Origin of the sequence: Streptomyces sp. NPDC001663 (assembly GCF_042893105.1) — a bacterium.
GTDB lineage: Bacteria > Actinomycetota > Actinomycetes > Streptomycetales > Streptomycetaceae > Streptomyces.
Genome location: NZ_JBIAUR010000023.1, coordinates 128,719 through 141,080, shown reverse-complemented (window position 1 = coordinate 141,080; position 12,362 = coordinate 128,719). Strand labels below are relative to the sequence as shown.

At 72.1% G+C, this 12,362-nt stretch carries 8 protein-coding genes; 2 read left to right on the top strand and 6 right to left on the bottom strand.

Annotated elements, in window-relative coordinates; all coding sequences use genetic code 11:
• Window positions 1-66: 66 nt before the first annotated feature.
• Window positions 67-1,305: a glycosyltransferase 87 family protein gene (locus tag ACFY1L_RS48600; protein WP_388840842.1), complete on the bottom strand. Its 1,239-nt coding sequence runs from the start codon at window positions 1,303-1,305 to the stop codon at window positions 67-69.
• 92 nt (window positions 1,306-1,397) lie between these two features.
• Here ACFY1L_RS48600 and ACFY1L_RS48595 point away from each other — a divergent pair, with 92 nt between their 5' ends.
• Window positions 1,398-2,891 carry a hypothetical protein gene (locus ACFY1L_RS48595; RefSeq protein WP_388840839.1) on the top strand — a complete coding sequence of 498 codons (1,494 nt, stop codon included), beginning with the start codon at window positions 1,398-1,400 and terminating at the stop codon, window positions 2,889-2,891.
• On the opposite strand, the gene ACFY1L_RS48590 is transcribed toward ACFY1L_RS48595, so the two are convergent.
• On the bottom strand, window positions 2,839-3,372 hold the full coding sequence (locus ACFY1L_RS48590) for a MarR family winged helix-turn-helix transcriptional regulator (RefSeq protein ID WP_388840836.1): 534 nt from the start codon (window positions 3,370-3,372) through the stop codon (window positions 2,839-2,841). The two genes, ACFY1L_RS48595 and ACFY1L_RS48590, sit on opposite strands and share 53 nt — an antisense overlap.
• 97 nt (window positions 3,373-3,469) lie before the next feature.
• Between ACFY1L_RS48590 and ACFY1L_RS48585 the strand changes: the two genes are divergently transcribed.
• Entirely contained in the window at window positions 3,470-3,883 is a 414-nt protein-coding gene (locus ACFY1L_RS48585) for an organic hydroperoxide resistance protein (RefSeq protein ID WP_361270992.1), read from the top strand.
• Here ACFY1L_RS48585 and ACFY1L_RS48580 read toward each other — a convergent pair.
• From ACFY1L_RS48580 to ACFY1L_RS48565, 4 genes are all read right to left on the bottom strand, one after another.
• Complete coding sequence (locus ACFY1L_RS48580) at window positions 3,873-5,453, bottom strand: hypothetical protein (RefSeq protein WP_388840832.1); 1,581 nt, start codon at window positions 5,451-5,453, stop codon at window positions 3,873-3,875. The two genes, ACFY1L_RS48585 and ACFY1L_RS48580, sit on opposite strands and share 11 nt — an antisense overlap.
• Window positions 5,454-5,527: 74 nt before the next feature.
• A complete protein-coding gene (locus ACFY1L_RS48575; RefSeq protein ID WP_388840829.1) occupies window positions 5,528-7,759 on the bottom strand; it encodes a CDP-glycerol glycerophosphotransferase family protein in 2,232 nt (743 codons plus the stop codon).
• A gap of 8 nt (window positions 7,760-7,767) precedes the next feature.
• The gene (locus ACFY1L_RS48570) at window positions 7,768-9,969 is read right to left on the bottom strand and encodes a CDP-glycerol glycerophosphotransferase family protein (protein WP_388840826.1); all 2,202 of its coding nucleotides are present in this window, start codon (window positions 9,967-9,969) and stop codon (window positions 7,768-7,770) included.
• A gap of 156 nt (window positions 9,970-10,125) precedes the next feature.
• A complete protein-coding gene (locus ACFY1L_RS48565; protein WP_388840823.1) occupies window positions 10,126-12,321 on the bottom strand; it encodes a CDP-glycerol glycerophosphotransferase family protein in 2,196 nt (731 codons plus the stop codon).
• Window positions 12,322-12,362: the final 41 nt, after the last annotated feature.

Sequence of the window (12,362 nt, the reverse complement as noted above, 5' to 3'; positions counted from 1 at the left end):
GGCCGTCCCCTCGTCAGTAGGCGTCATGGCCCGTGTCCCACGTAACAGTGAAGCAGGCCGGGGGTGTCACACGGGGACCACAGGAGTAACTCCCTGTGAATCGGGAGACACGCGGGGTGTCGACTCCGGCATCGGGGGAGCGGTCGAGCGCCAGAGGCGGGCGAAGGACAGGACGGCGGCCGCCGTGAGCAGGCCGTTGCGTACGAGCATCAGGGAGCAGCCCGCCCAGGTGCAGGCCATGACCTGGCCGTACAGGACCGGGTAGGCCACGGCGCTGACCGCGGTCGCCGCCAGGATCAGTGCCGTCACCGGGCGCTGCACGGTGTGCCGCGAGGTCAGGCACACGGCGGCCAGGCCCAGCAACCAGATCATGTACTGCGGGCTGATCACCCGGCTGGTGACGGTGAAGAGCAGTACTGCGCCGAGTGCGGCGTCGTACGGTGTCGCGGGACTCCAGTGCCGGGCCCGCAGCCGCCACAGGAGCAGCAGGCCGAAGGCGACCGCCGTGAGCGCGAGGGACACGTGCGCCACGGTCCGGACGTGCGGGCCCGTGAACTCGAAGGCGCCGTACTGGTAGCGGACCTTCCCGGGCCATCCGGCGTGCGTCGCGAAGGCGAGCACGGTGCCGCCCAGCGACTCGATCTGCACGCCCCGGCCGCCCTGTTGGCGCAGGAAGCCGAAGGGGTTGGCGAACAGCGCCGCCAGCACCCCGAGCGACACGGCTCCCGTACCGGCCGCCCATGCCCACGCCGAACGTGTCGTACGTCCCCTCGGCATGCCCAGCAGCACCAGCGCCGGCCACACCTTCACGAGCGCGCCCAGGGCCGCGAACGCCCCGCACGCGCGCGTGGAGCGCGACAACTTCAACAGGGAGATGACGGCGAGGGCCGTGACCTGCACGTCGTAGCGGGCGAGCGGGACGTTGAGGAGGAGCGGGAGGCCGAGCGTCCAGTAGGCGGCGCCGCGCAGCGAGCCGGCGCGGGCCAGCGCGAGCGTGATCGCCGCGTCGGCGGCCAGGGTGAGGGTGACGAACGCCTGGAAGTAGGTCAGGCCCGGCAGCAGCGCCGGCGACAGCAGCACCGGGCCGGCGCCCGGCGGGTACTGCCACAGCGGGTCGTGCGCCGGGAAGGCGCCGTGCGCGAGGACGCCGTACCAGTGGTGGTACAGGCGCCACACCTCCCGTGCGACCGCGCCTCCGCCGAGCCGGGTGAGGTCGTCGTGGGCGAGCAGCCACAGCATGGCGGAGCGGGTGATCAGCCAGACGGCGGCGAGGGTGAGCAGGCGGTGCTTCCTGACGGCATTCATCACGGCGGATCGTAAGCCGGGCGAATGGTGTGTCCGTGCCAATGCACCGTCAATCGTCGGTAAGAGCTTGCCAACAGCACAAAATCAGCCGGGTGGAGAGCAAGCGCGCGAGCGTGGTGGCTGTGGCGGTGCCCGTCGCCGTCATGCTCGCGATCGGGCTCTGGGGGCTCGACCGCGGCGGCATGTGGGGCGACGAGAGCGTCACCTTTCTGGTCGGGCGGCGCACGGTGCCCCAGATCTGGCAGTTGCTGCACGGCATGGACGCGGTGCACGGCCTGTACTACCTGCTCATGCACGTCGTGCTCGCCGCCCACCCCGGCGAGGTCGTCCTGCGCCTCCCGTCGGTGTGCGGGGCGGCCGCGACGGCGGGCCTGGTCGCCGCGCTCGGCGTCCGGCTGGCCCGCCCCCGGGTCGGTCTGTGGGCCGGTCTGCTCTACGCCGTCACGCCGCTGACCGGCCACTACGCCCAGGAGGGACGGTCGTACGCCCTCGTCGCGGCGGGTGCGGCGGGCGCGACGCTGTTGCTGGTGCGGGAGTTGGAGAAGCCTCGGTCGTGGTGGCCGTACGGGGGCGTCGTCGCCGTGACCTGCCTGCTGCACGAACTCGCGGTGCTGGTGCTGTGCGCCCACGCGGTCACGTTGGCGCTTGCGCGGGTGCCGAAGACCGTGTGGTGCGGGTGGGGGCGTGCGGTGGGGGTGGTCGGGGTTGTTCTGCTGCCGTTGGTGTGGGTGTCGCAGGGGCAGTCCGGACAGGTGGGGTGGTTGGTGGCGCCGGGGTGGGAGCAGGTCGGCGAGCTGGTGCGGGACTTCGCCGCGGGGCCTACGGGGGTGGTGTTCTGGGTGGCTGTCCTGCTGATGGTGGTGGGGGTCCGGGCGGGGCGATTGGCGGCGGTCGCGCTGCCGTTGCTGGTGGTGCCGCCGGGGGCGCTGATGGCCGTGTCGCAGGTTCGGCCGCTGTATCACGAGCGGTATGTGCTGTACGCGTTGGCGGGAGCGGCGTTGTCGACCGCCGCCGGGACCGAGTGGGTGGCCGGGGTCGTGGGGCGCCAGCGGCCAGGTGGTCGCCTCGTCCCCCTCGCGGGCGCCCTGGTCATCACCCTCGCCTTCCTCCAGCACCTCCCCCTCTACCGCCACGACCGCTCCCCGGCCGACCGGCCCGAGAACCTCGCCGTCGTCTCCGCGCTCGCCGCCCGTGAGATCCGCCCCGGCGATCCCGTGCTGTTCGTGCCGTCGGTCTGGCGGCTTGCGGCGCTCACGTATCCGAAGGGCTTTCGGAAGGGGCGGGACATCGCGCTGGGAGAGTCAGGGCCCCGTTCCGGAACTCTGAGCGGGCGTGAGACCACGCCCCGGCGGCTGAAGCGCGAGCTCGCCGGTGTGGACCGTGTCTGGGTCGTCGCCCAGTCGGGCGTCCTGCGCTCGCGCCCGGTGGACCCGACCGAGCGACTCAAACTCGCCGTCGTGGAAGGGCAGTTCATCCCACGGGAGAGGTACGTCAGTGGCCGGGTGGCCCTGCAGCTCTACGTCCGTCGCGCGCCTACGAATCCTCCGCGGACGCCGACACCGCGGCCGCGTCCAGCGCGGTCGTGAGCTCGTCGAGCCGGGCCCGCAGCGCACGGATCTCGTCCATGTCGAAGCTGGTCGCCGCCACGATCCGGCGCGGCACCTGAAGCGCACGCTCGCGCAGGGCCACGCCCTCCTCGGTGAGCCGTACCTCCACCGAGCGCTCGTCCCGCGCGCTGCGCTCACGCCGTACCAGACCGGCCGTCTCCAGGCGCTTGAGCAGCGGGGAGAGTGTGCCGGAGTCGAGGCGGAGGTGTTCTCCCAGCTTCTTGACCGGCAGGTCGCCGTGCTCCCACAGCACCAGCATCACCAGGTACTGCGGGTAGGTGAGCCCGAGGTCCTTGAGGATCACGCGGTAGACGCCGCCGAAGGCGCGCGAGGCGGCGTTCAGGGAGAAGCAGATCTGCTGGTCGAGGCGGAGCCAGTCGGTCGTGGGCGGCGTCTCGGCGGGGGTCGGTGTCGGGGTCGGCGAGGTGCTCATGCCTCCAGGATAGCTCTTGCGAGCCATTTAGTTGTGCGCAATTGAGTTGTGTGCTCTACTTGTGGTCGTGAGGCGGCCGCGAGAGAGCCGCCGGAGCAATGTGACTCGAGAGGGATGGTTTTCCATGGACGCGCTCTACACCGCTGTCGCCACCGCCACCCACGGCCGTGACGGTCGCGCCGTTTCCAACGACGGCAAGATCGACCTGAAGCTGGCCCCGCCGGTGGAGCTGGGCGGCAACGGCGAGGGCACCAACCCGGAGCAGCTGTTCGCCGCAGGTTACGCCGCCTGCTTCGGCAGCGCCCTCGGCCTCGTCGGCCGCCAGGCCAAGGTCGACGTCACCGACGCCGCCGTCACCGCCGAGGTCGGCATAGGCAAGCAGGGCGAGGGCTTCGGCCTCAAGGTCACCCTCCGCGTCGAGCTGCCGGACACCGTGGACGAGGCCACCGGCCGCAAGCTCGTCGAGACCGCCCACCAGGTCTGCCCCTACTCCAACGCCACCCGCGGCAACATCGAGGTCGACCTCGTCATCGAGTAACCCCCACGGGAGAGCCGACCCGCGCCAGCACCTCCCCCGTCCGCAGGCTCCACGCCACCACGACCGCCTCCGGCGGCACCGCCCGGTTCTGCGTCAGCAGGAGCCAGCGGGCGTGGTAGCGGCGGACGAGGGCCTCGCGCTCGGCGCGGGTCGTGCCCGGCGCGAAGTAGGCCCGGACCTCGGCGGCCCGGCGCCTGCGCTCCCGCTCGTCCAGGGCCGGGTCGGGCCAGATGGGCGCGGCGAGGTTCGGCCCGTATCCGGCGATGAGGTGACTGGCGAAGTACCCGTCGGTGAGCACCACATCGCCGGGCCGGACGTACCGCATCGCCCAGTCGTACGTCGGCCAGTCCGGCGGCTGGTCGAGCCCCACCGGATCCAGCGCCGGCGGCACCACCGCCCCGCCCTGCACGGTGAGGAACCCGACGCACGCCCAGACAAGGGCCATCGCGCCCAGCGCCTTCCGGAACCACCCCCACGGCCGGGGCGCCGCCAGCTCCACCGCCAGTGCGAACTGCAGCGGCACCAGCGCGGCCCACAGCGCCCTCGCGTACGTGTAGTGCCCGCTCACCCAGCCGTACGCCACCACCGCGCTCTCCAGCGCGAACATCAGCACCAGCGGGTCCCGCCCGGCCGAGCCCCGGGCGCGCCACCACAGCGCGGGCGCTCCGATCAGGGCCAGCCAGGAGTTCCCGGCCAGGTGCTCGTAGAGCCGCTCGTGCATCCAGTCCATGCCGGTGTCGTCGGACAGCGACAGGACGTCGTAGTACGGCCATACGACGGCGACCACCAGCGCGGCCACGCCTGTGAGCCCCCACCGGGCCGCCACCGGCCGCCGCCACCCCCGCTGCCGCGCCGCGACGATGCCCAACGCCCCGACCACCGCCGACACGGCCGTGACCGGATGGATGAGCAGGATCAGGCCGTACAGGGCGCCGATCCCGGCGTAACCCCACCAGCCTTCGAGCCCGCTCGGACCGACGAACCGAACGGGCTTCGAGCTCGCGCACGCGCGCGTGGCGGTCGTCCCCCAGGCCCAGAACGTCAGCCCGATGGCGAACGCCGACGGATAGCTGATGTTCGTCGTCATCGACATCAGCCCGAGGTAGCCGCTCCACAGGATCCGTTCGGTGCCCCACAGCAGCGTCATCGCGGGCAGGGCGAGGACCGGCGCCCACGGGCGTGAGGTGAGGGTGCGGACGAAGCGGCCGATGCCCGTCAGCAGGACGATCAGGTGCAGTGGGCCCGCGAGCCTCAGCACCTCCCAGCCGGTCAGTCCCGTCAGCCGTGCGAAGACGGCCTGGGCGACGGCGTACGGCCCGTAGTACGGGCTGCCCGCGCCCGGCAGGGCCGCCATCGAGTGGGCGGGGTGGAGCAGGTTGGCCTTGAGCCGCTCGATCACCGCCGCGTGCTGGCCGGTGTCGCAGCACAGCGGGATCCGCCAGAACGCCAGCGTCATCACGAGCCAGAACAGACCGCCGAAGACCTGGTACGGGGTGGGATGCCACGCACGGCCGCCGCGCACGGCCGTAGCGCCGCGTGCGGTCCGCCGGACCAGGAGACCGGCGCTCACCGGACGGTCGGCAGGGGGAGGGTCTTGGGCATGGCCCGTATGTTTCCCTCCGGGAGCGCCGGATCGATGGAGCGTCACCTCATCGAGTGAGCCCGTTCAGTGGCCGGGGAGGGCAGCAGCGGCGACGGCGCGGGCTGCGCGAGTTCCTCGCCCAGCATCACCGTCCGTACGACCCGCTCGGCGGCCCGCCCGTCGTCGAACTCGCAGAACCGCTCCCGGAAGGCGGCCCGAAGCCCCGCCGACTCCTCGTCCCGCCAGGTCCCCGAGGTGAACAGCCACGCCAACTCCCGGTAGGAGCACGACACATGGCCCGGTGCCTCGGCGGTGATGTCGAAGTAGGCGCCCCGGCTCGCCGCGTACGCGCCCCAGTCGTCGGCGTGGATCACGATCGGCCGGTCCAGGTTGGCGTAGTCGAACATCAGGGCCGAGTAGTCGGTGACCAGCACGTCGGAGGCGAGCATCACGTCCTCGACGTGCGGCTCGTCCGTCGCGTCGATCAGCACACCGCGCGCGTGCAGATCCGCAAGCCCCAGCCCGCGCGCCGTACCGGTCGCGAGTGAGGGATGCAGGCGTACGACGAGGGTGTGGCCGGCACCGAGATCCGCGGCGAACCGGGCCAGGTCGATCCGGTCGACGTGCCCGCCCCGGCGGTACTCGCGGCGGGTCGGGGCGTACAGCACCACCTTGTTGCCGTGCGGGACCCCGAGTCGCGCGCGGACGGCCGCGGCGTGTTCCGCGGAAGGGGCGACCAGCGCGTCGTTGCGCGGGCTGCCCGTCCGCAGCGACGTGAAGTGGCAGGGGTAGGCCCGCTCCCACACCAGCTCCGAGTGCCGGTTGGCGACCAGGCTCAGGTCCCAGCGGTCCGCGCGGTGCAGCATCTTCGGCACACTGAAGCCGTGCCGGGCGCCGGGCCTGTCCAGCAGGTCTGCGCCCATGTACTTGAGCGGGGTGCCCTGGTGGGTCTGGACGTGGATGCTGCCGGGGCGTTTGGCCAGCGTGCCGGGCCAGTTGACGTTGTTCACCCAGTACGTGGCCCGGGCCATGAGCGCGTGGTAGCGCCGCGAGCCGGGGGTCACGTGGTCCAGCCCGTCCGGCAGCGAGTCCACCGCGTCCTCCCGGACCACCCACACCCCGCGGATGTGCGGGGCGAGTTCGCGGGCCTTGGCGTGGATCGCGGCCGGGTCGCCGTGCACGCCCGCGTGGTGGCTCGCCGAGTAGACGGCGAGGTGCGGGTCGAGGGGGAGCCTCGACAGGGCCGCGTATCCGGCCTGTCGGGCGGCGCTCGACGCCCTGCCGACCGTACGCCGCTTGCCGGCCCCGGCGATCCTGCGCAGCCCGCGCGCCCCGCGCAGCGCCGCGAACGAGGCGTACGGCGAGGTCGCCAGCAGCCGCATCTCGGTGCCGCGTTCGCCGTCCGGCGGGATGAAGCCCTCGGGGCAGTGGCGGCGGTGGAAGGAGCGCATCTCGCGGTAGAAGTCGGGGCGGTCCGCCGCGGTCACGCGGTCCTCGCGGGCGATGACGAACAGCATGTGGTCCAGGGCCCGTTCGAAGAGAAGGGGCCGCGCCCAGGCGAGGTCCTCGCGCTCCTCGAGAAACGCGAACAGACCCTCGTACTGGGGAAAGATGTCGAAGTGCCGGCGCCCCGGCGTCTTGGTGATCGCGCCCTGCCGGCGCTGCCGGTACTCCACGCCGATCCGGTTCAGACAGGCGATGCTCTCCGCCAGCACCATCGACCGGTAGGTGACGGGCGCGTCCTCGTACAGGCCGGGCGCGTACTGCAGGCCGTGCTCCTGGAAGAAGGCGCGCCGGTACGCCTTGTTCCAGGCGACCAGGAACAGATGGACGTACTCGGGGCTCTCGCGGAGGCTGAAGACGTCCTGGCCCGCGGCGGCCAGCAGAGTGGAGGCGTCGCTGGGGCCGCCCCGGCCCCACCAGTGGGTGCGGACATGGTCGAAGACCAGGATGTCCGGATCCTCGGCCGACTTCAGCCGGTCGGCGACGGCGGCCAGCAGACCCGGCGTGTAGAAGTCGTCGCTGTCGAGGAAGAGGACGTAGTCGCCGCGCGCGTGCTCCAGGCCGGCGTTGCGGGCCCGGCCCAGGCCGACGTTCTCGGGCAGGTGCAGCACCCGCACCCGCGCGTCGCGCTCCGCGTACTCGTCGAGGATGGCGCCGCAGCCGTCGGGCGAGCGGTCGTCGACGGCGATCACCTCGAAGTCGGGATACGACTGTCCGAGCACCGAGTCGATGCACTCGCGCAGGAAGCCCTGCACCTTGAAGACGGGGACGATGATGCTGAAGCGGGGCACTGCTGAGCTCAGCTCCTTACGAGGGTGGAGGCGGCGGGGGCCGGGACGCGCTCCGCGAGCGGGATCACGGGCGGGATCGACTCGGGCGGCTCGCCCAGCAGCACGCGGCGTACGACACGTTCGGCGGCGCGTCCGTCGTCGAACTGGCAGAAGCGCTCCCGGAAGGCGGCCCGCGCGGCCCCGGACTCCGGTCCGCACCAGGAGCCGTCGCGGAACACGCGCGCCAGCTCCTGCGGTGTGCGGGCCACGGGGCCCGGCGGGTGCTCCGGCAGGTCGAAGTAGACGCCCCGGGTCTCCCGGTAGACGTCCCAGTCGTCGATGTACACGACGACGGGCCGGTCCAGGTTGGCGTAGTCGAACATGATCGACGAGTAGTCGGTGATCAGCGCGTCGGCGGCCAGGCACACGTCCTCGGAGGAGCGGTGCGCGGTCACGTCGATGATCCGGCCGGTGCTCTTCGCCCTGCCCTGGTCGTAGAAGTAGTGGGCGCGCAGCAGGACGACGACGTCCTCGCCGGCCTCCTCACAGAAGGCCTCCAGGTCCAGGCCCGTCTCGAAGCCGGTGTGGTAGTCGCGGTGGGTGGGCGCGTACAGGACTGCTGTCTTGTTCTCGGGGATGCCCAACTCCCGCCTGACACGGGCCACATCGTCGGCCGTGGCCGTGTAGTAGACGTCGTTGCGCGGATAGCCGTACTCAAGGGTCTCGTGCGCGGCGGGGAAGGCCCGCTCCCACATCTGGGTCGAGTGCCGGTTGGAGGTGAGGTTGTAGTCCCAGCGGTCCACGCGGGCCAGCAGCTTGGCGAAGCTGCCGGTCGCGGACGCCACCACGGGGTACGTCGCCTGGTCCACGCCCATCTTCTTCAGCGGGGTGCCGTGCTGGGTCGACAGGTGGACGCTGCCGGGGCGCTTGACGACGGCGTCCGCGAAGTTGGCGTTGTTGACGAGGTACTTGGCGCGGGCCAGCACCTCCCAGTACTCGGCGCTGCCGATGACCGCGTACTCGATGTCCTTCGGCACGGTGTGCGCCTGGTCCGGCTCGACGAGGAACACCGAGCGCAGATGCGGGGCGAGTTCGCGCGCCTTGGCATGGATCGCGGCCGGGTTGCAGGCGTAGCCGCGGCCCCAATAGGCGCAGTACACCGCCAGGTTGGGGTCCAGCGGGCGGCGCAGGTCCCGGGCGTAGCGCAGACGGGTGCGCAGCATGCGGGGGCGGGGGAGGCGCTCGGCCACCTTGGCCGCCGACTGGTTGGCGCCGCGCAGGGTGCGGAAGGCCGCGTACGCCCCGCTCGCCAGGAGGCGGTGCTGGACGCCGAGGCTGCCGCCCGGCGTCCGGTAGCCGGCCGGGCGGTGGCGGCGATACAGCCTGCTCGCCCGGCGGAAGAAGGCCCGGCGCTTGGCGGGCAGGCGCCGGGCGTGCGCGGCCGTCTTCAGTACGGCGGAGAAGAGCTGCTCGAACAGCGGGCCCAACCGGTCCGGGTCGAGGTCCTGTTCGGCGGCCCGGGTGAGTACCAGGTCGGTCTGGGAGAGGAGTTCGAGGTGGTGCTCGCCGGGCAGACTGAGCCGGTTGCCCTGCCGGCGCACCAGATGCCGTACGACGACCTGGCGCAGCACCGCGACCTTCTCGGCCTTCAGGGTGACCAGGCCGCCGAAGCCGACGTCCGTGAAGTGGCCGTCGGGAAAGGCGATCCGGTGCTCGGCGAGGAAGACCCTGCGGTAGGCCGCGCTCCACGCCGGGAGCTGTACGCCGGTCAGCCGGGGCACCTGGTCGGGGGAGAAGGCCCCGTCCGGCGTCTTCGGCAGCAGCAGCGCGGTCGGGTTGGTCGGCTCGCCCTCCCACCAGGGGATGCGTTCGTGTTCGGTGTACAGGACGTCGACGTCGCCGGTGTCGGCGAGGCGGGCGTCCAGCGCCGAGAGCGCGCCCGGGACGAGGACGTCGTCGCCGTCGAGGAACAGCACATACGCGCCGGTCGCCGCCCGCATCCCGGCGTTGCGCGCCCCGGCCAGACCGGCCGACGGGGGTGAGTGCACCGGGGCCATCCGGGAGTCCCGCCCGGCGTATCCGGCGACGACGTGGGCCGCGGGCGCGTCGGGGGCGTCGCAGACCGGGATCAGCTCGAAGTCGCCGAAGGACTGCGCGAGAACGGAGTCCAGCGCCTGGGACAGCCGGCCTGCCACCCCATGGGACGGGACGATGATGCTGAAGCGGGGCATTCTGCTCTTTCTGTCGATGTTCTTGCGGGGCCCGGGTGCGTCTCAGCCGACGCGGCGGCGTCCGGGCCGCCCCGTGGGGCGCCAGGTGGACGGCCGGCTCGGTGTGGGCCGCGACGGACTGGAGGGCATGCGAACTCCCCGGAGTGAGAACGGCGTTCAGAGGCTGTCGGTGACGGTCAGGGGGCCGGTGGGTTGCGGCACGGTGGCTTGCGGGGAGCGCGCAAGGGCCGCGGCGGCGGACGGCACGGGGTGGCGCTCGTCGAGGGGGAGCACCGGCGGGAGGCCGGTCTCGCCCAGCACCACATGGCGTACGACCCTCTCGGCGGCGCGTCCGTCGTCGTACGTGCAGAAGCGCTCGCGGAACGCGGCCCGCAGTTGCGTGGAGCGGGAGCCGCGCCAGTGGCCCGTGGCGAAGATGTCGATCAGCTCGTCCTCGCTGCGGGCCACCGCGCCCGGCGGGAAGGAGCGCAGGTCGAAGTAGATGCCGCGGGCCGCCTCGTACGCCTCCCAGTCGTCGGTGTGGATCACGATCGGCCGGTCCAGGTTGGCGTAGTCGAACATCAGGGACGAGTAGTCGGTGACCAACGCGTCGGAGGCGAGGGCCAGTTGCTCGATGCTCGGGTGGCCGGTGACGTCGATGACGCGTACACCGTGCGGGACGGGGCCGTGGGTGCGGGCCAGGACGACGAAGCGGGGGCCCAGGCGGTGCAGGACGCGTTCCAGGTCCAGGGGGGAGCGCTGGGTGCGGCAGTAGTCGCGGTGGGTGGGCGCGTAGAGGATCGCGACGGTGTCCTGCGGGATGCCGAGGGAGTCGCGGATGCGGGTCACCTCCGCCGAAGTCGCCTTCTGGAAGGCGTCGTTGCGCGGACTGCCGTATTCGAGCGTGGTGTAGCCGCCCGGGTGGACCCGCTCCCAGGTGAGGGTGGAGTGGCGGTTCGCCGACAGCACGTAGTCCCACTTGTCGACACCGCGCAGGAGCTCTTCGAAGTCCAAGTCCCTTGCTGCGGCGGGGCGTTCCTGGAGGTCGAGGCCCATGTGCCCCAGCGGGGTGCCCTGCTGGGTCTGGATCAGGATCTGGCCCGGGCGCTTGACCAGGCGGGGCTCGAAGCCGGTGTCGTTGACGAGGTACTTGGAGCGGGCCAGGGCGGTCCAGTAGGCCGCCGTGTCCCGGCGGGCGAGCCACGCCGTGCGGATGTGCGGGGCGAGGGAGCGGAAGGCCTCCTCCAGGGCGCCCGGGTTGCCGCCGCGGCCGTCGTGGGTGGCGAAGACGGCGCGGTCGGAACGCAGGGGGAGGCGGAGCTGGACGCGGTAGTGGAGGCGCAGGGTCAACGTCCGTACGGTGCGCAGGAGTTTGACGGCGAGCTTGGCCGTGCGGCGGTATGCGGCGGCCGTCAACTGCAGGGTGCGGTACGTGCGGTGCAGGCCCCAGCGGACCAGGGTGTGGCGCAGGCGGGAGCGCAGCGGGACGGGGTGGCCGGGGACGCGGTATCGGCGGCAGTGGGCGCGGGCCCTGCGCAGGAACTCGGCGCGCGAGCCGCGCGGCAGCCGGTCGCGGCGGGCGAACACCTTCGTCAGATGGTCGACCATGCGGCGGAACAACATCGGCCGCCAGCGCGCCAGTTCGGGGCGTGCGTCGAGGAACGCGAAGACACGGTCGTACTGCTCGAAGAGGTCGAAGTGCTTGCGGCTGGTCGTGCCGAGGATGTTGCCCTGGCGGCGCTGGCGGTAGTGGACGCACACCCGGTCGAGGGTCGTGATCGACTCGGCGGTCATCAGGACCGGGAAGGTCCACGGCGTGTCCTCGTAGTAGCCGGGCGGGAAGGCGAAGCCCTCGCGCTCGACGAACTCCCGCCGGTAGGCCTTGTTCCAGGCCACCATCAGCAGATTCAGCAGGCCCGGGCGGTCCTCCAGGCGGAAGGGGGCCGGGCCCTGCTCGGCGAGCTGGACGGCGACGACGTTGCGGACGGTCTCGCCCGACCAGTACGTGCGCGCGTAGTCGTAGACGACGACGTCCGGTTCGCCCGTCTCCTTCAGGCGGTCGGCGATCGAGCGCAGTGCGTGCGGGGTGAGGGTGTCGTCGCCGTCGAGGAAGACCAGGTAGTCGCCGCTCGCCCGTTCCATGCCGGCGTTGCGGGCGCGGCCCAGGCCCTGGTTCTCGGCCAGGTGCAGGGGGCGGACGCGCGGGTCGCGGGCCGCGAACTCGTCGATGATCGCGCCGGATCCGTCCGGCGAGCAGTCGTCGACCGCGATCACCTCGAGATCGGGATACGACTGCGACAGCACCGATTCCAGACACTCGTGCAGATACGCCTGAACCTTGTACGCGGGGACAATGACACTGAACCTGGGCAAGGGACATCCATGGGTCGGTGCGACGACAGGGCCTTGCCCGG

What these genes read in the sequence shown, in the direction of transcription:
- ACFY1L_RS48600 (WP_388840842.1), bottom strand. Translation starts at nt 1,305, where the DNA reads ATGAATGCCGTCAGGAAGCACCGCCTGCTCACCCTCGCCGCCGTCTGG.
- ACFY1L_RS48590 (WP_388840836.1), bottom strand. Translation starts at nt 3,372, where the DNA reads ATGGCTCGCAAGAGCTATCCTGGAGGCATGAGCACCTCGCCGACCCCG.
- ACFY1L_RS48585 (WP_361270992.1), top strand. Translation starts at nt 3,470, where the DNA reads ATGGACGCGCTCTACACCGCTGTCGCCACCGCCACCCACGGCCGTGAC.
- ACFY1L_RS48570 (WP_388840826.1), bottom strand. Translation starts at nt 9,969, where the DNA reads ATGCCCCGCTTCAGCATCATCGTCCCGTCCCATGGGGTGGCAGGCCGG.